This window comes from Pseudomonas sp. GT1P32 (assembly GCF_054897805.1).
Genome location: NZ_CM142704.1, coordinates 932,829 through 955,536, shown reverse-complemented (window position 1 = coordinate 955,536; position 22,708 = coordinate 932,829). Strand labels below are relative to the sequence as shown.

Here is a 22,708-nt window from a genome sequence, read left to right as displayed (position 1 = left end):
ACAAAGCGACCCTCCGTCTGTTAGTTATTACAGTTGTGCAACCAATCATTCAGGGATTGAATGTTTCTACTATAAGTCGCCCCCCAACTCCTGGACCAAGACGACTCGCAAGGAGATGCGTGCATGTCAACCCAGACCGCTGTGGCCCTACCTGCGACGCTGAGCGGCGCCGGGGAACTCGACAAAAACTTTGCCAGCGGCGGCAAAACCCAAGTGTATTTCGCCGGCAGCATGTCGAGCATGGCCACCGGCGTCGCGATTGATTCGCAAGGCAGGCTGCTCGTCGCGGCCAAGGTCGGAACCCCGGGCGGCAGCCGCTTCGGTCTAGCCCGCCTGCTTGAGGACGGCTCGGCGGATCTGGCGTTCGGCAAACAAGGCAGTGTCATCAGCCAGTTCGAACCCGGCTTCGAGGCCATGGGTGGCAAAGTGCTGATCCTGCCCGACGGGAACATTCTGTTGGCCGGCCTGCACTATGAAAATGCGCACCAGACGCTGCCCGCCCTCGCCTTGTTCGATCAGCAAGGCAAACCGGTCCCAGACTTTGGCGACAACGGACGCCGTGTCGTGCGCCTGCCGGGCAATCTTTCCCGGGGCGTGCGCGATACCTGGCTTCCTCCCGGCGTACCGGGCGCCGAAGCCTGCAATGTGTGCATGCAGGAAGACGGTCGGATGCTCCTGCTGGCCAATCATCATTTCGAACTGGCCGATCACGTCGGCCTGCTGGTGCGACTCAACCCCGACGGCACGCTGGACGACACCTTCAACGGTCGCGGTTTCGTCCTGGTCAGGCACCTGCTGATGAACACCTGGCTCAGCAGCCTGCTGGTGCAACGCGACGGCCGGATTCTGGTGGGCGGCTCGATCAACTTCCCTGAAGAAGGCCTGCTTGCGCGTTATCAAAGCGACGGCAGCCTCGACGACCGTTTCGCCGTGGATGGCTTCATGAGTTTCTTGGCACAAGGGCGTCACGCTCAGGTCAGCCAAGTCGTCCAGCAGGCCAACGGCGACCTGCACTGTTTTGGCAGCAGCCGCGACCCGATGCATTGCATGGCTCTGAAAGTACACAGCAACGGTCGCCCGGACATCCATTGCAACGGTGGCCAGCCGCATTTGCTGGGGATCGGCCACAGTGGCTGCCAGTGGACCGCCGCCCACGCCCTTGCAGACGGGCGTGTGCTGACCGTTGGCGCGACCATTGGTGGTGTCGAAGCCGACTTCATCCTGGCCCGGCATCGTCCTGACGGACAACTCGACGAGCTGTTCGGCAAAGGTATCGGCTGGGTCCGTACCCGCCTGGGTCGCAGCCTGGATACGGCAACATCGCTGGCCGTGCAGGACGATGGCAATATTGTCGTAGGCGGCTATTCGCTGGATGGCAACTACCGGGCAATCGTCGCACGCTACTTGGGATAGACCTGCCGAGATGTCCTGCGCTTGATCTTCCGTATCGCTTGCGGCAAGTTGCGCGCTTCTTAATACAAGGAGCAGCCGATGTCCGGCTCAATGGCCCAGGCGTTCGCGCATAATTTTCTCGGGCACTCACCTCGCTGGTACAAGGCCAGTATTGTCGGTTTCCTGATTCTCAATGCCCTGGTGCTGTGGACCGTGGGTCCGGTAGCGGCCGGTTGGCTGCTGGTGCTGGAATTCATCTTCACCCTGGCCATGGCGCTCAAGTGCTATCCGCTGATGCCGGGCGGCTTGCTGCTGGTCGAAGCGCTGTTGCTGAAGATGACCACGCCTCAGGCGCTGTATGACGAACTGCTGCACAACTTCCCGGTGATTCTGCTGCTGATGTTCATGGTCGCCGGCATCTACTTCATGAAAGACCTGCTGCTGTTTCTGTTTTCGCGCCTGCTGCTCGGCGTTCGCTCCAAAGCCATGCTGGCGTTGATGTTCTGCTTTCTTTCGGCGTTCCTCTCGGCGTTTCTCGATGCCTTGACCGTGACCGCCGTGATCATCAGTGCCGCCGTGGGGTTTTACTCGGTGTATCACCGTGTCGCTTCGGGCAACGATCCGCGCCAGGACAGCGAATTCAACGATGACCAGTATCTGCCAACGCTGCATCACGGGGACCTCGAACAGTTCCGCGCCTTCCTGCGCAGCTTGCTGATGCACGGCGCCGTGGGCACTGCACTGGGTGGCGTTTGCACGCTGGTCGGCGAACCGCAGAACCTGCTGATCGGCCACGAAATGGGTTGGCACTTCTCTGAGTTCTTCCTGAAAATCGCCCCGGTTTCCATGCCGGTGCTGGTGGCGGGCCTGGTGACCTGCGTGTTGCTGGAGAAACTGCGCTGGTTCGGTTACGGCACGCTCCTGCCGGACAACGTGCGCGCGGTGCTGGCCAATTACGCCGCCGAAGACAACGCCCAACGCACCTCACACCAACGCGCCGCGCTGATCGTTCAGGGGCTGGCGGCGCTGATACTGATTGCCGCCCTGGCGTTCCATATTGCCGAAGTCGGTTTGATCGGCTTGATGGTGATCGTGCTGATTACCGCATTCACGGGCATCACTGACGAGCACCGCATCGGCAACGCCTTCAAGGACGCCATGCCGTTCACAGCGCTGCTGGTGGTGTTTTTCGCGGTAGTGGCGGTGATTCACGACCAGCAGTTGTTCACGCCGCTGATCCAGTGGGTGCTGGCGCTGCCGGCGAATCAGCAACCGGGCATGCTGTTTATTGCCAACGGTTTGCTCTCGGCGATCAGCGACAACGTGTTCGTCGCGACCATTTACATCACCGAAGTGAAACAGGCGTTCATCTCCGGACACATGAGCCGTGAGCATTTCGAGACACTGGCGATTGCGATCAACACCGGCACCAACCTGCCGAGCGTGGCGACGCCGAATGGCCAGGCAGCGTTTCTGTTTCTGCTGACGTCGGCGATTGCCCCGCTGATTCGCCTGTCGTATGGGCGAATGGTGTGGATGGCGTTGCCGTATACGGTGGTGATGGGTGTGCTGGGCTGGTATGCCGTGAGTTTCTGGCTTTGAGTCGGCAGGTTTGACGCCTTCGCGGGCAAGCCTCGCTCCTACAGATTCACCGCTAACTTGTAGGAGCGAGGCTTGCCCGCGAAGAACGATAACGCGGTCTAACCTGCGTTGAGGATATAACGCTCGATCGCCTGCGCCGCGCCATCTTCGGTATTGGCCCCGGTCACGACGTCGGCCTGACGTTTCACCGCCTCCTCCGCCTGCCCCATGGCAATCGACAATCCGGCGCGATGAAACATCGCCGGGTCATTGCCGCCATCGCCCATGGCGGCGGTCTGCCCGAGCGGTACACCGAGGAACTCCGCCAGTGTCGCCAGCGCGTCCCCCTTGTTTGCCTGCATCGCGGTCACGTCGAGGTACACCGGCTGTGAGCGTGACACCTGCGCCTGGCCCTCGACCCTGGGCAGCAACTGCGCCTCCAGCTCAATCAACAACTGCGTGTTGTTGCTCGCCGCGACGATCTTGTCGATGTGTTCCAGATAGGGCTCGAAACTCTCCACCACCACGGGCGGATACCCCAGGCCGTGCTGTTCCCGTGGCACCATGGGGCCATTCGAGTCTTTCACCAGCCAGTCGCCGCCGCTGAACACCCACACCTCGATGTCCGGCAGATCGGCAAACTGCGTCAACGTGGTCAGCGCGGCCGTTGCCGGCAAATAATGCGCGACCAGCAAACTGCCGTCGGGGTTTACGATGGTGCCGCCATTGAACGCCGCCGTCGGCAGATCGACGCCCAAGGCTTCGATCTGCTGCAGCATGGCTTTCGGCGGCCGACCGGTGGCGAGGCTGAACAACACGCCCGACTCACGCAACGAACGGACCGCTTCGATGGTGCGCTGACTGAGGCTGTGATCGGGCAGCAACAATGTGCCGTCCATGTCACTGAGCAAAAAGCGGATGGATTGTTGCGTTTCGTCACTCATCCGAGGCTATGCCAGACGCGGCCATCGCGGGTCAGCAGGTCTTCTGCCGCCGCCGGCCCGTCTTCACCCGCCGCGTAAGTCTGCACGCTCGCATCCTGCTGCCAGGCATCGAGGAACGGTTGCACGGCACGCCAGCCGTTCTCGATGTTGTCGGCGCGCTGGAACAGCGTCTGATCGCCGGTCAGGCAATCGTAGATCAGGGTTTCGTAGCCGGTGGACGGCTGCATTTCGAAGAAATCCTTGTAGGCAAAACCCAGCTCGATATTGGCCATTTTCAACGCCGGGCCGGGGCGCTTGGCCAACAGGTCGAACCACATGCCTTCGTTGGGTTGAATCTGGATCCGCAGGTAGGTCGGTTGCAGCTCATCAACCTCGGTATCGCGGAACTGCGCGTAAGGCGCCGGTTTGAAGCAAATGACAATCTCGGTGTCGCGCACGCTCATGCGTTTGCCGGTGCGCAGGTAGAACGGCACGCCGACCCAGCGCCAGTTGTCGATCATGACTTTGAGCGCGACATAGGTTTCGGTCGTGCTGTCGGGCGCTACGTTGTTTTCCTGGCGATAACCCGCCAACGGCTTGCCGTCGATTTCGCCGGCGGCGTATTGGCCGCGCACCGAGTTGGCCCGCGCCTCTTCGGTGGACCATGGACGGATCGCCCCCACCACTTTGGCCTTCTCGCCGCGAACCGCATCGGCGCCAAAGGCAGCCGGCGGTTCCATCGCCACCATCGCCAATAGCTGGAACAGGTGATTGGGCACCATGTCCCGCAGGGTGCCGGTGTGTTCATAAAAACTGCCACGGGTTTCCACGCCGACGGTTTCCGCGGCGGTGATCTGTACGTGGTCGATGTAATGGTTGTTCCAGAACGCTTCGAACAGGCTGTTGGAGAACCGGCTGATCAGAATGTTCTGCACGGTTTCCTTGCCCAGATAGTGATCGATCCGGTAGATCTGGTTTTCCGTCATAACCTTGAGCAGACAGGCGTTCAAGGCTTCGGCGGTATGCAGGTCAGAGCCGAACGGCTTTTCGATGACTACCCTTCTGAATGCTTCCGGCGTCTCTTGCAGCAAACCGGCAGCGCCGAGACGACGCACCACTTCGCTGAAGAAACGTGGCGCGGTGGCCAGATAGAACACCGCGTTGCCGGTGCCGCTGGCGGCGATTTTCGCCGCCAGCGCCTGATAGGTGCTGTCGTCCAGGAAGTCGCCCTGGACGTAGCTGATGCCTTTGGCCAGTTTGGCCCACAACGCCGGGTCAAGGGCTTGATCGCCCTTGCCGACCTTGCTTGCCACTTCAGCCCGAATGAAGTCTTCGAGCTTCTGGGCAAACGCTTCGTCGGTGATGGCGTTGTGGTCGACACCGATGATCCGCAGTCCATCGCCAAGCAGACCGTCGCGACTCAGGTTGTACAGCGCCGGCATCAGCAAGCGCTTGACCAGGTCACCGTGGGCACCGAACAGGAACAGCGTGGTCGGTGGTGCGGGTTCTGCCTTGGATTTATTGCGGATCAAACGGGTCATTTTTTCGCAGTCTCCACGTGGCCGCCGAAGCCAAAGCGCTGGGCTGAGAGAATCTTGTCGCCGAAGGTGCCCTGCCCACGCGAGCGATAGCGGGCGAACAGCGAGTTCGACAGCACCGGCACCGGTACCGCTTGTTCCATGGCCGCTTCAATGGTCCATTGACCTTCCCCGCTGTCCGCTACGGAACCGGAGAAATTATCGAGCTGCGGATCGGCAGCCAGGGCATCGGCGGTCAGGTCGAGCAGCCACGACGAGACCACGCTGCCACGACGCCAGACTTCGGCGATGTCGCCGACGTTCAGGTTGAAGCGCTGGTCTTCCGGCAGGTTGGTGCTGGCCTTGGTCTTGAGGATGTCGAAGCCTTCGGCGAAGGCCTGCATCATTCCGTACTCGATGCCGTTGTGGATCATCTTCACGAAATGGCCGGAGCCTGCAGGACCGGCGTGGATGTAACCGCGTTCGGCGCGATCGTCGTCCGACTTGCGGTCCTTGGTGCGCGGGATGTCACCCATGCCAGGCGCCAGGCTGTCGAACAGCGGATCGAGGCGTTTAACCACTTCGGCTTCGCCACCGATCATCATGCAGTAACCGCGCTCCAGGCCCCAGACGCCGCCGGAGGTACCGACGTCGATGTAGTGCAGGCCTTTTTCCGAGAGGGTTTTTGCCCGGCGAATGTCGTCCTTATAGAAGGTGTTGCCGCCGTCGATGATGGTGTCGCCGGCTTCGAGCAAGTTGCTCAGGGTGTCGATGGTGTCTTCGGTCGGTGCGCCCGCCGGCAGCATGACCCAGACCGCTCGTGGTTTGGCCAGGCCGGCGACCAGGGCCGGCAGGTCGATGGCACCCTTGGCGCCTTCGGCGGCCAAGGTGTCGACGAAGGCGGTATTGCGGTCGTAAACAACGGTGGTATGCCCGTTGAGCATCAGGCGCCGCGCAATATTGCCGCCCATGCGGCCCAGTCCAATAATCCCGAGTTGCATGTGCTGATGCTCCCTACTACAAATAAATGTGTGTCAAATGTTATAGCCCAACGCGACTAATGAGGGTTAGTCCAGAGCGTTGGCGTGAAGTTTCCGGGCATTGTGCCCGATCCTGATTGATAACGTCGGGAATCGTGCCGAAGACACAACGACCACGAAAAATAAAAAAGTTCCCTTCCGGGACAAAAGAAATCAAAATCAGCGCCGATAGTAAATCAGCACCGATGTCGGGGCGGATTTACAGTTGAGGCAAGCCATTTGCGAGGTGAGCAATGGGCACAGTACAAGCAGCACGGCCAGCACAAACCCTTTACGTCACGATCCGTCGTGATGAATTGCGCCAGTTGAAAGACGAACGCGACCAGCTCAAACAGGAAGTCGAGCAATTGCGCCTGCTGACGCAAGGTATCCAGGCTCAGCCGATGCCTGTCACTCTGCGTGCTCCCCACGCCTGATCCCCTCGCCTGAATCGGAAGCAGCCAGTCGCTGTTTCCGATACGCCATCACGATTTACCCGCCCTGCGCAGCTCACAAAACTTTCACATACCCTTGTTGATACTCCGCCGCTTTATGGCCGCCCGGTATCTGCGCGGCGCCTGTTCGTCGGCGACTTTCCCGTCCCGGCGGTGGAAGTGATTTCTGGCTGGAGCAAGCAATGGCTTTGTATGAACGCAGCAATTCGACTGCGGGCAGGTTTGATTGGGCAGGGTTTCTCTGGCTGTTTCTGTTCTTCTGGTATTTTTCCGGCATTACCCAACTGTTGATCCAATTGACAGGCACCTCCGGGTTCACCGGCTTCCGCCAGGCCTTCATCATGAGCGCCATCTGGCTGGCGCCGATGCTGCTGTTTCCCCGCAAGACGCGTGTATTGGCGGCGCTGATCGGCGTGGTGCTGTGGGCCTGTTCCATGGCCAGTCTCGGTTACTTCTTCATCTATCAGCAGGAATTTTCCCAAAGCGTCATCTTCATCATGTTCGAGTCGAACATTTCTGAAGCCGGCGAGTACATGACCCAGTATTTTGCCTGGTGGATGGTGGCGGCGTTCGTCGCTCACACGCTGTTCGCCTATTTCCTGTGGACCCGCTTGCGCCCGGTGCACATGCCCCGTGGTCGCGCATTGATCGCCGCGACCGCCATTCTGGTGGCCGTGGTGGGTTATCCGCTGGCCAAGCAGACCGCTCACACCGGCAGTTTCGCCAGTGGTTTCGAGAAGTTCGAAACCCGCATCGAACCGGCAGTGCCGTGGCAGATGGCCGTGGCCTATCACCGCTACCTCGACACCCTGGCCGACATGCAGGGCATGCTCGACAGCGCGAGCAAGATTCCACCGCTGCACAATTTCAAGGACTCGATGGCCAATCAGCCCGCCACCCTGGTGCTGGTGATCGGCGAATCCACCAACCGTCAGCGCATGAGTCTCTACGGTTACCCGCGTGAAACCACGCCGGAACTGGACAAGCTCAAGGACCAACTGGCGGTCTTCGACAACGTCATCACCCCGCGCCCTTACACCATCGAGGCATTGCAGCAGGTCCTGACGTTCGCCGACGAAGAAAACCCGGACCTGTACCTGTCGACGCCGTCGCTGGTCAGCATGATGAAACAGGCGGGCTACAAGACCTTCTGGATCACCAACCAGCAAACCATGACCAAGCGCAACACCATGCTCACGACCTTCTCCGAGCAGGCCGACGAGCAGGTGTACCTGAACAACAACCGCAACCAGAACGCCGCCCAGTACGATGGCGACGTGATCGAGCCGTTCAACAAGGCCCTGGCCGACGCGGCGCCACGCAAGTTAATCGTCGTGCATTTGCTCGGCACACACATGAGCTATCAGTACCGCTACCCATCGACCTTCGACAAGTTCAAGGACCGCAACGGCGTTCCGGCTGGCGTGCGGGACGATCAGTTGCCGACCTACAACAGCTATGACAACGCGGTGCTGTACAACGACTTCGTGGTTTCGAGCCTGATCAAGGACTACGCCAAGACCGATCCTAACGGCTTCCTGCTGTACCTCTCCGACCACGGCGAAGACGTTTTCGACTCTGCCGGTCACAACACGCTGGGTCGCAACGAGGCCAAGCCGACGGCGCCGATGTACACCATTCCATTCATGGCCTGGGCCTCGCCGAAATGGCGCGAAAGCCATGACTGGAGCTTTGCCGGTGATCTGGGGCGGCCTTACAGCAGTTCGCACCTGATCCATACCTGGGCCGATCTGGCGGGCCTGAGCTTCGATGAACTGGATCGCAGCAAGAGCGTGGTCAGCGACAGTTACAAGCCGCGCCCACTGCTGATCGGCAATCCTTATGAGCGCGAGCAGAAAGCGCTGATCGACTTCAGCCTGATCAAACCCAAGGTGAAGCCGACCCCGGCAGTCGCTCAGCAATAAACCTGTAGGAGCGATGCTTGCTCGCGAAGAGGTCGGCAGATTCAACATCTATGCTGGCTGGGCCAATGTCTTCGCGAGCAAGCTTCGCTCCTACAATTGCACTGCAAGATAATAATAATTCTCGTTTAGTGCTAAATACCCCCGCCCTCCTTCGTCTTTGAACAAACGGATTTTTTTCCATCGACGACAAGGAGTCGGCCGCGATGTTCGCGCCTATCACCCGTTCCATGACCTTTACCCTTGGCCTTTGCAGTGCCGCGCTGAGCCCGGACCTTCTGGCTGAAACCGACCCGGACAAACAACCCTCCGCCCTGGAACTCGGTGCCACCAGCGTCACGGCCCAAGGCTTGGGCAGCACCACCGAAAACACCGGGTCGTACACCACCGGCGCCATGAGCACCGCCACCCGCCTGAACCTGTCGATCAAGGAGACGCCACAATCGGTGTCCGTGATCACGCGCCAGCAAATGGACGACTTCAAACTCGATACCCTCTCCGACGCCATGCGCCAGACCACGGGCGTGGTGGTTCAACACAACGACTCGGACCGGGTCGTCTATTCCTCCCGCGGCTACACGATCAACAACTTCCAGATCGACGGGATGCTCAACACCTTCAACTACATGAAGTCCGATTCCGACACCATCATCTATGACCGTATCGAAGTCGTCCGCGGGGCAACCGGCCTGACCACGGGCGCAGGCGACCCTTCGGCCACCATCAACATGGTGCGCAAGCGTCCGACGGCGCAGTGGGAAGCCAAAACCGGTGTCAGCGGCGGCAGTTATGACGATTACTACAGTTACGTCGATGTCGGCGGGCCGCTGGCGTTCGACGGACGCTTGCGCGGGCGCAGCGTGCTGGCCTATCGCGACAGTCATTCGGTACGCGACAAGTATCAGCTGCAACGGGAAGTCGGCTACGGGATTCTCGAAGCCGATCTGACCGACGATACGCTGCTGGCCGTGGGTTATGACTATCAGGACAAACAGGTGCAGGGCACCTCATGGGGGACCGTGCCCTACTGGAACGCGGATGGCAGCAAAGCCAACCTCGGCCGCTCCACCAACATGGCCACACCCTGGAGTTCCTGGCCGCTGAAAGACAAGACCGCGTTCGCCACGCTGGACCAGCAATTGGGGATGGGCTGGCACCTCAAGGCGGCGTACACCCATCGAGAAAGCGACACCGACGGCAAGATTTACTACGGCGGAGGCGGCTTCCCCGAGGCGGATCGCAGCGGCATGATCGCCAACGTCAGCCACATGATCGGCACGCAAAAAATGAAGGCTTACGACTTCAACGTGTCCGGACCCTATTCATTGTTCGGGCGTGAGCACGAAATGATGCTCGGGTATGGCGAAGCCGAACGCAGCGACGAAAGCCCACACACCGTCGATGGCGCTCGCGCGAAGGACTACGAAAACGTACCCGACTGGAAGTACATGGGTGGCATCCCCAAATTCCCCGACACCGTCACCAGCCTGCCTGGCTCCAGCGACAACACCCGCCAAAAGGCCGGTTACCTGGCCACTCGCCTGACGTTGACCGACGATCTGCACGCCGTCCTCGGCAGCCGCTATGGCAGCTGGAAAGCGTCGAAAACGGCTAACAGTTACACCGACAATCTGCAGTTGAGCGAGTCCGAAGTTACCCGCCAGCAACACAACGACCAATGGACGCCATACGCCGGACTGCTGTACGACCTGACGCCCGAATACACGGCTTACATCAGCTACACCGATATCTTCAAGCCACAAACCAACCGCGACAGCAGCCGCAAGTACCTCGAACCGGTGGTGGGCAGCAACTATGAACTGGGCCTCAAGGGCAGCCTGCTGGAGGAGCGACTGAACCTCGCCACCGCCGTGTTCTGGAGCAAACAGGACAATGTCGCCGAACGCGACGATTCGGTGCCGCCGGACCCGGTTACCGGCGAGGAGTTCTACACCTCCAGCGGTAAGGGCAACAAGGTTCAGGGTTTCGAAGCCGAGCTCTCCGGCGAGGTCATGCCGCACTGGAACATGACCGCCGGTTACACCTACACCCACTCGGTCAATGGCGAAGAAAAACGCACCAATACCAGTCAGCCACTGAACCTGCTTCGGGTGTCCACTTCGTATCGCCTGCCTGGCGACTGGCAGGCCCTGACTGTGGGCGGTGCAGTGAACTGGCAAAGTGACGTTTACCGCGCCGCCAATCGCCCGGTCGGACGCAACGCCGCTGGCCGTGTGATAACTGAACGCACAAACATCCGGCAAGGGGCGTACACCGTGGTCAACCTGATGTCACGTTACGAGTTCGACCCACACCTGTCCGCCTCGCTCAACGTCGAGAACCTGTTCGACAAGAAGTATTACGACAACGTCGGTTTCTACAACGGCGTGTATTGGGGTGATCCGCGTACGGTGACACTGAGCCTGGACTGGAAGCTCTAGGCACAGTTAATTCCCAATCGACGAAATCGGCAGATAATGTTCTCGCGACATTGCTTCATGGATGAAAAGCACCCGATATCCGTTTTGGGAGGCGAACCATGAAACGTACACCCTTGATCGTTGCCGGCCTGATGACGTTCGTTTCGGTCAGCGCATTTGCCGAAGGTGGCGCAGAACGCATGCGCTATTACTACGAAAGCCTGCGGCTCAGCCAACAGGAGAATCAAAGTCAGCAAACCGCTGAGGTCCGGGTTCCGGACGATCAAACGGCGCAAGTGACCGAGCATTACAAACTCTGACTGTAGGAGCCAGCTTGCTGGCGATGGCGTCTTTGAAATCGCCATCGCCAGCAAGCTGGCTCCTACAAAAAGCAGAGCGCGTTGTTAAAGGGGTTTGGTCCAGAACAGCATCCGGCCGTGCTCCGGATCGAACATGCCGGCGCTGAAGCCGAATTTAGCGTAGGACGACTGCGCCACGGCATTGCCTTCCAGCACCTCCAGCGTGATTTTGCAGCAGCCGCGCTGACGGGCGATTTCCTCGACCTTTTGCAGCATTTTCTGGCTCAGGCCCAATCCGCGAAACTGTTTCACCACAATCACGTCATGCACGTTGACCAATGGCCGACAGGCAAACGTCGAAAAACCTTCAAAGCAATTGACCAGCCCTGCCGGTTCGCCCCCGACGAAAGCCAGCACGCTGAACGCATGGGGACGTTTGGCCAGTTCCCCCGGAAGGTGCTCCAGCACCTCGGCCGGCAAAGAATGACCGATACCCATCGGGTCCTCGGCGTAATGATTCAACACCTGACCTACCGCTTCGGCATGCACCGGATTGGTGTAACTGGCCTGAAGCACAAGTATTTCTGCGGATTCCATTTCCACCTCGATTACACATGAAATTGCCCCGGCGCGTAGATCGCGCCGCAGGGCACAGCGACCCTATCGCGAGTCCCGTTCATCGCGCAATCTTTAAACCGAGGTGCCCCAGATCAATGCTTCGGTCCACCCCAGTTCGGCGAAATCCGCCGCCCTCAGGCCCGACTCCCCGGCGCAGAAAAACTCGTCCAGTTGTGGTGGCGCGACCGACGTGCCGCTGAGCATGGCGTGTACCTGCCCGCGATGATGGATCTGATGCTCAAGCAGATGAGACAGCAGGCGCAATCGACTGTCGTATTGCGGCGTGTCTCGGGCGATTGTCACGATTTTGCCGAGGTCGGCGTCGCGCATCTGCTCGCAGTAGGCGATCAAGCGGCGGTCAACCTGGGCCTGTTCGCGCTGCAGGTCTGCGGCAGCGGTGAACGGTTCGTCTTTGTTGAAGAACACCGTGCATTCAGGATGCGGAACATCACCACGCAACTCCCGCTCCAGCGCATCCATGTAAAACCAGTCGCAGGTCAGGATGTGGTTGAGGGTCGCACGCAGGCTGGGGAAGTAACTGACGCGCGGCGCCGCCAGTTCCTCTGCGCTCAACTGGCTCCAGGCCTTGGCCAGTCGATGATTGGCCCAGGCGTTCTGATAAGCCATGCTCAGCAAATGGTGGGACAAGGGCTGATTCATGTTCGCGGCTCCTTGGGTTCAAGCGTCGGCGAAACGTTGCAGCTGCATTTCCTGTAGGCGACTGAGTGTGCGGCGGAACGGGAATTCCAGATAGCCTTCGGTGTAGAGCGACTCCATCGGCACCTGGGCTTCGAGGTACAACGGCACTTTGCGGTCATAGCATTCGTCCACCAACGCGATGAAGCGCCGCACACCGTCGTCGTGCACCGACAATTGCGGCAACTCGCGATCACCCGCCACCACCCGCTCGACTCCGTCTTCGGTGCCACGGGCGATGCGGCCGGCGCGTTTTTGCGCGCTGAGGTTGGGCACGTCACTCAACAGAATAGCCCTGAAGGTGTCGCACAGGGCCATGAAATCCATGGCGGCAAAGGGTTGCTCACAGAGGTCGGCGTAACGGCTCCAGAGCACGGTTTCACTGGCCCGCACCACATTCAGCGAACGGTAACCGACCTTGATCGGTTCACTGGAGACTGACTGGCCGACGGTCAGCGCCTTGAACACCTCCCCCAACGCGCCGGGTTGCCCTGGCGCGGCGACCCAATAGCGTTGCAAACCAGCGCCGGGATGCAGGCGATGATCTTCGCCGCCATCCACCGCGATCACCTGCATGTGCTGCTTGATCGCCTCGATAGCGGGCACGAAGCGGTCGCGGTTGAAGCCATCGGCGTACAGCATGTCCGGCGGCTGATTGGACGTGCAGACCACCACCACGCCTTCCTCGAACATCACCTGAAACAAGCGCCCGAGAATGATTGCGTCGCCAATGTCGTTGACGAACAGCTCATCGAAACACAGCACGCGGACTTCTTCGCTCAGCTCGCGGGCCAGGGCTTTGAGCGGATCGGCGGTGCCGGTCAGCTGAAACGAGCGTTGATGCACCCACCCCATAAAATGGTGAAAGTGCTGGCGCCGGGCCGGGACCTGCAGGCTTTGGTAAAACTGATCCATCAGCCAGGTCTTGCCACGCCCGACGGGGCCCCACAGGTACACGCCCGTGACCGGCGTTTGACCTTCATGCAACGCTTCATAGCATTTTTGCAGCGCCCAGACGGCATGTTCCTGGGCTTCGTCCTGGACGAAGCCCTTCTGTTCGATGGCGTGTTGCCAGGCGCTTAACGGGGAGTCGGCATTCATGCGCGGCAGTATGCCATCGTGACGCGACGTCTACAGTGAAATGTCCAGCCGGGCGATCTTGCCCTGCTCGTTCAGGCGAAACATGTAGCGTAATTCCAAGGGGCTGCCGGGAAACGTCCCGGAGATCAGGTTGTGCACCAGCACCTTGCCGGTGCGCTGTTGCACGTCGAGCACTTCGACCTTTGGCTGGTAACGCCGGGCAGTGTCTTGCATCCATTGGGCGATGGCCTGGGTGCCAATCCGGTGTTGACCTTCATCGAACACATTGGCGTCCTCAGCGAAAAAACTGGCGACCCTCGAAGTGTCGCGGGCATTGGCGGCAGCAATGTAAGCGGCGATGGCGGGCGCCAGTACAGAGGCAGGATGGGACATGGTGACAGCTCCTTGTTGGTTGATTCTGACGCCATGCTAGAACACGCCTGTGTCAGTTCTTGTCAGGAGTGAAACGCCCGGCTTCATCCAGTTGCATCTGCTTGCGCCAGGTACGCAGCAGATCACTGCGCCGCCCCGGATAACGCTCGCCCTGCTCGCTCGCCGCCGAAATCCGGTCGGTACGGAAGGTCCGATAGGCGCCGCGCAACTCACACCAGGCCACGATGATCCGCACTTCATTGAGAAACCCCAGCGCCAGCGGCCAGATCAGCCGCTGACTTGGCACTTGCTGTGCGTCTGCATAGTCGATGTGCAGCTTGGCCTGATCGCGAATCGCCTGGCGAAACGCATTCAGCGGCACGGCATTTGGCGCGAAGCCATAACCGGGCGGGCCCGGCATTACCGTCGGGTTGCGCAGAGCGTCCAGCGCTTCGGGGGCGAGTACCGCAGCAATCTTGGCCAGCGCATCGGCCGCCGCTTTGCTCAACACCTCATCGCCACGCTGATCCACATAACGCAGCCCCAGCACGATGGCTTCGGTTTCATCGGCATTGAGCATCAACGGCGGCAGGAACAAACCGCTGCGCAACACGTAACCGATCCCCGCCTCGCCGTAGATCGGCGCGCCCAATGCGGTGAGTTCGGCGATGTCGCGGTAGAGCGTACGCTCGGAAATCTCAAGCTCGGTGGCGAGTGTCGCCGCCGTGACCGGACGACTTTTACCGCGCAGCACTTGCAACAAAGTCAGTAAACGCGTTGTACGAGACACAATCGGCAGGCTCTGTGCGGGAATGATGTCGCAGATTAGCAGAGCCCCCTGTCAGAAAGTGGCAGTAGCCACGGGCCCGTTTTGCCACACATGAAAAAGCGTCTTGACTGAATACATGACTGGCATCATCTTTAATACATGTCTTGCGACATCTATATTAATCCGCAGCGTCTTCCTCCAGGAGTCATCCCATGCATTACAAGGTGTTCGGCCGAAAAACCGGCTTGCGTGTCGCGGAACTGGCGCTGGGAGCCGGTAACTTTGGTACGGGTTGGGGTCATGGCGCCGAGCGCGATGAAGCCAAGCGCATCTTTGATGGCTACCTGGAGGCCGGTGGTAATTTCATCGACACCGCAAATGGCTATCAAGGTGGCCAGTCGGAAGCCATGCTCAGCGAGTTTATCGCCGCAGAGCGCGATCGCCTGGTCATCGCCACCAAATACACGTTGGGGACTACACCGGCCGCAGGCATTTCCCACACCGGCAACAACCGCAAGAACATGGTCCGCGCCGTGGAAGAAAGCCTGACACGGCTCAAGACCGACCACATCGACCTGTTCTGGGCGCACATGAGCGACGGTGTCACGCCCACGGAAGAAATCCTCCGTGGTTTTGATGATCTGGTGCGCGCGGGCAAGATTCATTATGCCGGGCTGTCGAACTTCCCAGCCTGGCGCATCGCCCGCGCCGATCTGCTGGCTGAAGTTCGCGGTTTTGCGCCGATTGCCGCCATTCAGGTCGAGTACAGCCTCGCCGAGCGCACAGCTGAACGTGAACAACTGCCGATGGCCGAAGCGTTGGGGCTGGCCGCAACCTTATGGTCGCCGCTGGGTGGCGGGTTCCTGACCGGCAAATACCGCTCCAACGACGAGAACAACCGTGCCGCCAAACTGGGCATGCTGGTACACGCCGAGAAAAGCTCCCGCGAAACCGCCCTGCTCGACACCTTGCTCGCGGTCGCGGCGGAGCTAGACGCCAGCCCGACGCACGTGGCCATTGCCTGGCTGCGGGAAAAAGCCAAACGCTCGACCACGGCGCTGATTCCGATTCTGGGTTCGCGTACGCGTGAGCAGCTGGATGCGACGTTGGGGGCTTTGGATGTGCAGTTGAGTGCCGATCAGTTGTCGCGGCTGGATGGGATCAGTGAAGTGGCGAAAGGTGTGCCGCATGAGTCCATTGCAGGATCTGTTGCGCGGTTTAGCGGAGGCGAAACCCTGGATCTGCCGATAATCCCGGTCGCCTGAAATAGCATCGCCGGCAAGCCGGCTCCTACAAGTTTTGCGGGGCGTACACCTGTTGTGTTCGGCGCAATCCTGTAGGAGCCGGCTTGCCGGCGATGGCGTCAGCACATTTATTGATCCACCTAATGCTTCGCCGCATACAGACACAGCATCTCCATCGCCAATGTCGCCGCCGCCAGTGAGGTAATGTCCGCACTGTCGTAGGCCGGCGCCACTTCCACCACGTCCATCCCCACCAGATTGATCCCGCGCAAGCCGCCGAGGATTTCCAGCGCCTGGACCGTGCTCAAACCGCCACACACCGGTGTGCCGGTGCCGGGTGCGAAGGCCGGGTCGAGGCAATCGATGTCGAACGTCAGGTACACCGGGTTGTCGCCGACCCGTGCGCGAATCGCTTCGACAATCGCATCCACCCCACGCCGATGCACTTGCCGCGCATCCAGCACCTGAAAGCCCTGAGGATCGTCATTGGTAGTGCGCAAACCGATTTGCACCGAGCGCGACGGGTCCACCAGACCTTCCTTGGCCGCGTGCCAGAACATCGTGCCGTGATCGACGCGCTTGCCCTCTTCATCCGGCCAGGTGTCGCTGTGCGCGTCGAAGTGAATCAACGACAGCGCCCCATGTTTACGGGCATGCGCCTTGAGCAGCGGGTAACTGATGAAGTGATCGCCGCCGAACGTCAACATGGCGCAACCGGCATTCAGAATGTGCTCGGCGTGGGCTTCAATGCTTTCCGGCACCGAATGCGGCGAGCCGTAATCGAAGTCGCAATCACCGTAGTCGATCACCGCCAGATGATCGAACGGGTCGAACGTCCAAGGCCAATGGCGCTCCCAGGCGATCCCGGTGGACGCCGCACGAATGCCGCGCGGTCCGAAACGTGCGCCGGGACGGTTACTGGTGGCGGTGTCGAACGGCACGCCGCTGACGGCCACGTCGACACCACGCAAGTCGCGGCTGTACCGACGACGCATGAAGCTGGTGATACCGGCGTAGGTACTTTCGGCGGCAGTCCCGTAGAGACTGTCGCGGGTCATGGCCTGATCGTTTTGCATTGGGACGTCCATCAGGTGCTCCTTCTTGTTTATTTATTGGCGGCTACGGAAAGTGGTCCACAAACGGGTGCGCTGACGCATGTCCTTGAGGCTCATGCTGCGGTCGGCGTACAGCCGTTCGCGCACATCGGCCAGTGGGTAAATGTCGGGATCGCTGCGTACCGCCTCATCCACCAGCGGTGTGGCGGCCTGGTTGGCGGTGGCAAAGAACAGCGTGTTGGTCAGCGCCGCGACGGATTCGGGACGCAACATGAACTCGATGAAGGCCCGCGCAGCTTCGGGGTGCGGCGCGTCCTTGGGGATGGCCAGGTTGTCCTGCCAGACCAGCGTGCCTTCCTTGGGAATCCGGTACGCCACTTCATACGGTTTGTTGGCCTTGCGCGCCTGATCAGCAGCCATGCTTGCGTCACCGTTGTAGGTCAAGGCCAGGCAGACGCTGCCGTTAGCCAGGTCGTTGATCTGCCGGCCACTGGCTACGTACAGCACATTCGGCTGCAACTGATGCAACAACGCCTCGGCGGCTGACAGATCAGCCTTGTCGGTTCTGTAGGGATCTTTACCGAGGTAGTGCAGCGCCAGGCCGATCACTTCCTGCGGCGAATCGATGATCGCCACGCCGCAGTCTTTCAGCTTGCTGGCGTATTCGGGTTTGAACAGCAAGTCGAGACTGTTGAGCGGCACATCCGGCAAGCGCTTTTTCACCGCCTCCACATTCATCCCGAGTCCGAGCGTGCCCCAGGTATATGGAACGCCATAGCGGTTGCCGGGATCGACCGCGGCGAGTTTTTCCAGCAAGTCCGGATCGAGGTTGGCGTAGCCCTTGAGGCCTTCATGGGGAATCGCCTTCAACGCTCCGGCTGCCAACCCCCGCGCCAGCACGCTGGACGACGGCACCACCACGTCATAGCCGCTGCCGCCGGTGAGCAACTTGGTTTCGAGGACTTCCGAGGAATCGAACGTGTCGTAGCGCACGTGAATGCCGGTTTCCTGCTCGAAACGTTGCAAGGTTTCCGGGGTCACGTAATCGGCCCAACTGTAAAGATTGACGACCTTCTCCTCGGCATGGGCCGACACGGAGGCGGCAAGGAACAGCGCGGGTAAACACAGCTTGAATAGAGGAGCCATGACGAACACCTGACCAGAGGAAGTGGCCCCAGCATGCGTCGTCGGATACATTGGAAAAATACCAAGTCAGTTACCCTGACTTTATTGCGGAGTAATGTTTGATGCTCGGCCAGCTTCACGATGTGGATCTGCAATTGCTGCGTCTGTTCGTCAGCGTGGTGGAGTGCGGCGGTTTCAGCGCGGCCCAGGGTGAACTGGGCCTGAGCCAGTCGAGCATCAGCCAGCAAATGGCCAGGCTTGAAACCCGGCTTGGCTATCGGCTGTGCAGTCGCGGCAAGGGCGGATTCAGGATCACCCCCAAAGGCGAACAACTGTTGACCGCGACACGCGGACTGTTTGAATCCATTGAAGCGTTCCGTCATCAATCCAATGGCGTGGCCGGTCGGCTGATCGGCGAGGTGCGCCTGGGGCTGTCCGAAGCCGTGGATCAATCGGTGCTGCAACGGGTAGCCGAGGCGATCCGGCGCTTTCGCGAACGCGATGAGTCGGTGCGCATCGAATTGATCAGCGCCATGCCCGGCGAAATGGAGCGCTTGCTGCTGCAACAACGGCTGGACCTGGCGATCGGCTATTTCTCACAGGTACAAAGCGCGTTTGACTACCGCGAACTGTTCAGCGAAACCCAGCACTTGTATTGCGCCGCCGGCCATCCGCTGTTCACCGACGAGGCGCCGGACGATCAAGCGTTGCAGGCGTGCGATCGGGTGGATCACCCTTACCGCTTTCTGCGCAGCGACGAGCCCTTTCAGGGTAAACGGTGCTCGGCGCGCTCGGAACAGGTCGAAGGCACCCTCGCCTTCATTCTGTCCGGCAAGCATGTCGGTTACCTGCCCAGCCACTTTGCCCGCAGTTGGGAGGACAAAGGATTGCTCAGGGCCGTGCGCCGCAGCGACATGAGTTTCGACGTGGCGTTCCACCTCGCCCGCCACCGTGCGCAGGTGCCGGGGGATGCGCAGAAAGCCTTTGAAGAAGATCTGCTGGCAGCGTTCGCCTGAACCACACCGCAAATCCCCTGTAGGAGTGAGCTTGCTCGCGAAGGCGGTGTGTCAGTCAACATTTGTATCGACTGACACACCGCCTTCGCGAGCGGGCTCACTCCTACAAGGGTTTTGTGTAAGTCGATGAATTTTCTGGCATCCTGCGCCTCCATTTTCTGACCCGGCCCGCCTTTCGGCACGCAAACCACCATGACCGCCTCTGAAAAAGCCCCTGCCCCGCGCCACAACGACCTGATCTACGGCCTCGACGACCGCCCTCATTTGACCGCCACCGTCTTCGCCGCCCTGCAACACGTACTCGCCAGTTTCGTCGGCATTATCACCCCGACCCTGATCATGGGCAGCGCCCTCGGCCTGCAAAGCGAAATCCCCTATCTGATCAGCATGGCGCTGTTTGTTTCGGGGCTGGGCACCTTCGTCCAGGCGCGGAAGTTCGGCCCGATCGGTTCCGGTTTGCTGTGTCTGCAAGGCACCAGTTTCTCGTTTATCAGCGTGATCCTCAGCGCCGGTTTCATGGTCAAGGCTCGCGGTGGTGGCACTGATGAGATCCTTTCGACAATCTTTGGCGTGTGCTTTTTCGCTGCGTTCATCGAAGTGGTGTTGAGCCAGTTCATCGGCAAACTGCGGATGCTGATCACGCCGGTGGTAACCGGCACGATCATCACGCTGATGGGGTTGTCGCTGATCAAAGTCGCCATGACCGACATCGCCGGCGGCTTCGGCGCGACGGATCTCGGCGCCGCCAGTCACCTCGCGTTGGCTGCGTTGGTGCTGGGCACCATCGTGGTGTTGAACCGTGTTGATGTGCCGTTCCTGCGCCTCGGCGCCATCGTGATCGGCCTGACCCTCGGTTATTTCGTGGCGTGGCTTATGGGCCAAGTGGATTTCGGCAGCATGCCCGACGTACCACTGATGAGCGTGCCGGTGCCGTTCAAGTACGGTTTCAACTTCGACTGGGTGGCGTTCGTGCCGGTGGCGGTGATTTTCCTCGTGTCGCCGCTGGAGGCCGCCGGTGACCTGACGGCCAACTCGATGATTTCCCGGCAGCCGGTCAAAGGCCCGATCTACATTCGCCGGATCAAATCCGGCCTGCTCGCCGACGGTCTCAACTCGGCCATGGCGGCGGTGTTCAACAGCATGCCGATGGTGACCTTCGCGCAGAACAACGGCGTGATTCAACTGACCGGCGTGGCCAGCCGTTACGTGGCGTTTTTCATTGCCGGCCTGCTGGTGGTGCTAGGGCTGTTCCCGATGATCGGCGCGGTGCTGCAACTGATGCCGAAACCGGTGCTCGGCGGCGCTGAGTTGGTAATGTTCGGCACCGTTGCGGTGGCCGGGATCAAGATCCTCGCCGAAGCCGGCCTGCATCGGCGCAACATGCTGATCGTCGCGATTTCCCTTGGCATGGGCCTGGGTGTGGCGGCCGTGCCGGAGGTGTTGCGAGAGCTGCCCAAGGCGCTGCATAACATCTTTGAATCGCCGATTACCGTCGGCGCGTTGTGCGCTATCGTGCTGAACATCTTCCTGCCCGAGGAATTCATCGAGCTGGAAGAAGACGATTTCGATCCGGAAGCCTCGATCCTCCAGGTCATGGAAAACCCGGATGTCCCGCTTCACCGATAGTGGCAAACTCAACCTGCCGGGCTCGATAGCCGAAACCTGGTAAATCCGCATCAAGGATGCCGAACAAAACATGGAAGTCACCCCTACGCTGTACACCGAACGCCTGATCCTGCGCCCGCTGGAATTGGCCGATGCCGACGATATTCAGCAACAGTTTCCACACTGGGAAGTGGTGCAGTATCTGAACGCGCTTGTGCCCTGGCCTTATCCCTCGGACGGTGCCCTGACCTACTTGCGTGATATTGCGTTGCCCGCGATGGCTGCGGGCAAAGAGTGGCACTGGTCGATACGGTTAAAGTCCGCGCCGGAACAGCTGATCGGCAATGTCAGCCTGATGGATGAACAGGACAACCACCGCGGATTCTGGCTAGGCCCGCAATGGCAAGGCCAGGGATTGATGAGTGAAGCCAGTGCGGCCGTGACCGAGTACTGGTTCGAAGCACTTGGCCGAACAGTTCTGCGCGTGCCGAAAGCGGCGCCGAATATCGGCTCGCGCAAACTGTCGGAGCGGACCGGCATGCGCTTGATCCGCACTGATGAGGGTGATTTTGTCGGTGGACGATTCCCCAGGGAATTCTGGGAGATCACGCGTGAAGAGTGGCACCAGCAACACTGAAGTTCCAATGCGGGTGCAAGTCTGCGTGGTAGGACTTGAAGGGGTCTCTTGCAAAACAACGCTACTTACAAAAAAGAACACTCAAGCTCACCCAGAAAACCAACCTGACTTTCTGGGTGATGCCCCCTGCTCCGCTATATCTTGTGGATTGGCTCAGAAAAAATTACCACCTCAGGCAGGCTTCTACTCAATACTAAAAAACGACAATCACAAACCAAGACTAACGCTTCACCAACACAAACTTCTTCATCAACACCTACACGGCTGGGATATTCCGTGATGGGCGACATAGAACTATTGACCAGCAAGGCGTGCCTCTCAAAGAATTATGGAACCAAAAGGCCCCCACTTTTCGTTCGATCCGACATCATTATTGGTTCCATCGTATTGAACTCCAAAAACAAATCCCGCCCCACCCGCCGCCCAATTATATTTTACTGCAGCGACCAGTTCTTCAGAGTGCCACTGATGGTCCATAATCAACGTATCCGGGCTTTCCACCTTCGTAGTATTATTTGAACCACTCGAAACATTAAGATATATATTTGCCCGACGCCAAACTTTATTAGTCGGCCGACTAGTCAACATGTACTTCGACATATGAACATACAAATACCCATTCTGATAAAAATATTGATATTCTATTTTGCCTTTCAATTCCGGCACACGAACATGTTGATGATCGTAAACATGAGCTGACACCGCCCCCCAGTCACCAGTGAACGCTGGAACCTCATTTTTGTTCTGCTTTTTGCGCTCACTCCCAGCCAGGTGAATTGTTGTTTCGGTATTTTTTTTGTTCATTCCAGTAACCCCTGCTAAAGAAGTAAAAAACACGCATGAAATTACCCGTTATATCAACGACACACCACTGTCAGAAATGACAGTCCTTTAGAATAAAATGGAGTAGTTCAAAACCATCTGATTTCGAAATCTGAAGAATTTTCAACGTTAAGGTGAATT

21 protein-coding genes are annotated in these 22,708 nt (G+C 59.4%); 10 read left to right on the top strand and 11 right to left on the bottom strand.

The window, feature by feature from the left end; all coding sequences use genetic code 11:
• The first annotated feature begins 123 nt into the window (after positions 1-123).
• Positions 124-1,413 carry a hypothetical protein gene (locus ACYZUC_RS04505; protein ID WP_461993884.1) on the top strand — a complete coding sequence of 430 codons (1,290 nt, stop codon included), beginning with the start codon at positions 124-126 and terminating at the stop codon, positions 1,411-1,413.
• Between the two features lie 78 nt (positions 1,414-1,491).
• On the top strand, positions 1,492-2,994 hold the full coding sequence (gene nhaB, locus ACYZUC_RS04500) for a sodium/proton antiporter NhaB (protein ID WP_461993882.1): 1,503 nt from the start codon (positions 1,492-1,494) through the stop codon (positions 2,992-2,994).
• Positions 2,995-3,092: 98 nt separating this feature from the next.
• On the opposite strand, the gene ACYZUC_RS04495 is transcribed toward nhaB, so the two are convergent.
• From ACYZUC_RS04495 to gnd, 3 genes are read right to left on the bottom strand one after another with little or no spacing between them, the layout of a single operon-like run.
• Positions 3,093-3,917 carry an HAD family hydrolase gene (locus tag ACYZUC_RS04495; protein WP_461993880.1) on the bottom strand — a complete coding sequence of 275 codons (825 nt, stop codon included), beginning with the start codon at positions 3,915-3,917 and terminating at the stop codon, positions 3,093-3,095.
• Positions 3,914-5,437 carry a glucose-6-phosphate dehydrogenase gene (gene zwf / locus ACYZUC_RS04490; protein WP_461993878.1) on the bottom strand — a complete coding sequence of 508 codons (1,524 nt, stop codon included), beginning with the start codon at positions 5,435-5,437 and terminating at the stop codon, positions 3,914-3,916. The genes ACYZUC_RS04495 and zwf overlap by 4 nt, the downstream gene beginning before the upstream one ends.
• Positions 5,434-6,414 (bottom strand): phosphogluconate dehydrogenase (NAD(+)-dependent, decarboxylating), encoded by a 981-nt coding sequence (gene gnd / locus ACYZUC_RS04485; protein ID WP_461993876.1) that lies wholly within the window; start codon positions 6,412-6,414, stop codon positions 5,434-5,436. Before gnd ends, zwf begins: the two co-directional genes overlap by 4 nt.
• A 272-nt stretch (positions 6,415-6,686) precedes the next feature.
• On the opposite strand from gnd, the gene ACYZUC_RS04480 reads away from it, so the two are divergent.
• The 4 genes from ACYZUC_RS04480 to ACYZUC_RS04465 all read left to right on the top strand — a co-directional run bounded on the left by ACYZUC_RS04480 (position 6,687) and on the right by ACYZUC_RS04465 (position 11,549).
• Positions 6,687-6,869, top strand: coding sequence for a DUF6026 family protein (locus ACYZUC_RS04480; protein ID WP_008029917.1), 183 nt, complete (start codon positions 6,687-6,689; stop codon positions 6,867-6,869).
• 200 nt (positions 6,870-7,069) lie between these two features.
• Positions 7,070-8,812 carry a phosphoethanolamine transferase CptA gene (locus tag ACYZUC_RS04475; protein WP_461993874.1) on the top strand — a complete coding sequence of 581 codons (1,743 nt, stop codon included), beginning with the start codon at positions 7,070-7,072 and terminating at the stop codon, positions 8,810-8,812.
• A gap of 203 nt (positions 8,813-9,015) precedes the next feature.
• Entirely contained in the window at positions 9,016-11,250 is a 2,235-nt protein-coding gene (locus ACYZUC_RS04470) for a TonB-dependent siderophore receptor (protein WP_461993872.1), read from the top strand.
• Between the two features lie 98 nt (positions 11,251-11,348).
• Complete coding sequence (locus tag ACYZUC_RS04465; RefSeq protein ID WP_461993871.1) at positions 11,349-11,549, top strand: hypothetical protein; 201 nt, start codon at positions 11,349-11,351, stop codon at positions 11,547-11,549.
• 84 nt (positions 11,550-11,633) lie between these two features.
• On the opposite strand, the gene ACYZUC_RS04460 is transcribed toward ACYZUC_RS04465, so the two are convergent.
• From ACYZUC_RS04460 to ACYZUC_RS04440, 5 genes are all read right to left on the bottom strand, one after another.
• Complete coding sequence (locus ACYZUC_RS04460; RefSeq protein WP_461993869.1) at positions 11,634-12,125, bottom strand: GNAT family N-acetyltransferase; 492 nt, start codon at positions 12,123-12,125, stop codon at positions 11,634-11,636.
• A 93-nt stretch (positions 12,126-12,218) separates the two neighbouring features.
• A complete protein-coding gene (locus ACYZUC_RS04455) occupies positions 12,219-12,806 on the bottom strand; it encodes a DinB family protein (RefSeq protein ID WP_461993867.1) in 588 nt (195 codons plus the stop codon).
• An 18-nt stretch (positions 12,807-12,824) separates the two neighbouring features.
• Complete coding sequence (gene zapE, locus ACYZUC_RS04450; RefSeq protein WP_461993865.1) at positions 12,825-13,943, bottom strand: cell division protein ZapE; 1,119 nt, start codon at positions 13,941-13,943, stop codon at positions 12,825-12,827.
• Between the two features lie 30 nt (positions 13,944-13,973).
• A complete protein-coding gene (locus ACYZUC_RS04445) occupies positions 13,974-14,315 on the bottom strand; it encodes a nuclear transport factor 2 family protein (RefSeq protein WP_461993863.1) in 342 nt (113 codons plus the stop codon).
• A 52-nt stretch (positions 14,316-14,367) separates the two neighbouring features.
• Positions 14,368-15,084: a helix-turn-helix transcriptional regulator gene (locus ACYZUC_RS04440; RefSeq protein WP_461993861.1), complete on the bottom strand. Its 717-nt coding sequence runs from the start codon at positions 15,082-15,084 to the stop codon at positions 14,368-14,370.
• 191 nt (positions 15,085-15,275) lie between these two features.
• On the opposite strand from ACYZUC_RS04440, the gene ACYZUC_RS04435 reads away from it, so the two are divergent.
• Entirely contained in the window at positions 15,276-16,328 is a 1,053-nt protein-coding gene (locus ACYZUC_RS04435) for an aldo/keto reductase (protein ID WP_461993859.1), read from the top strand.
• Between the two features lie 119 nt (positions 16,329-16,447).
• Here ACYZUC_RS04435 and speB read toward each other — a convergent pair whose 3' ends face one another.
• Together speB and ACYZUC_RS04425 are read right to left on the bottom strand one after the other, a co-directional pair.
• Positions 16,448-17,395, bottom strand: coding sequence for an agmatinase (speB, locus tag ACYZUC_RS04430; RefSeq protein ID WP_461993858.1), 948 nt, complete (start codon positions 17,393-17,395; stop codon positions 16,448-16,450).
• A 21-nt stretch (positions 17,396-17,416) separates the two neighbouring features.
• Positions 17,417-18,508: a polyamine ABC transporter substrate-binding protein gene (locus tag ACYZUC_RS04425; protein ID WP_461993857.1), complete on the bottom strand. Its 1,092-nt coding sequence runs from the start codon at positions 18,506-18,508 to the stop codon at positions 17,417-17,419.
• 101 nt (positions 18,509-18,609) lie between these two features.
• Between ACYZUC_RS04425 and ACYZUC_RS04420 the strand changes: the two genes are divergently transcribed.
• From ACYZUC_RS04420 to ACYZUC_RS04410, 3 genes are all read left to right on the top strand, one after another.
• Positions 18,610-19,503, top strand: coding sequence for a LysR family transcriptional regulator (locus tag ACYZUC_RS04420; RefSeq protein WP_461993856.1), 894 nt, complete (start codon positions 18,610-18,612; stop codon positions 19,501-19,503).
• 192 nt (positions 19,504-19,695) lie between these two features.
• Complete coding sequence (locus ACYZUC_RS04415) at positions 19,696-21,129, top strand: nucleobase:cation symporter-2 family protein (RefSeq protein ID WP_461993854.1); 1,434 nt, start codon at positions 19,696-19,698, stop codon at positions 21,127-21,129.
• A 70-nt stretch (positions 21,130-21,199) separates the two neighbouring features.
• Positions 21,200-21,745, top strand: coding sequence for a GNAT family N-acetyltransferase (locus ACYZUC_RS04410; protein ID WP_461993852.1), 546 nt, complete (start codon positions 21,200-21,202; stop codon positions 21,743-21,745).
• A gap of 318 nt (positions 21,746-22,063) precedes the next feature.
• On the opposite strand, the gene ACYZUC_RS04405 is transcribed toward ACYZUC_RS04410, so the two are convergent.
• Positions 22,064-22,549 (bottom strand): hypothetical protein, encoded by a 486-nt coding sequence (locus tag ACYZUC_RS04405; protein WP_461993850.1) that lies wholly within the window; start codon positions 22,547-22,549, stop codon positions 22,064-22,066.
• Positions 22,550-22,708: the final 159 nt, after the last annotated feature.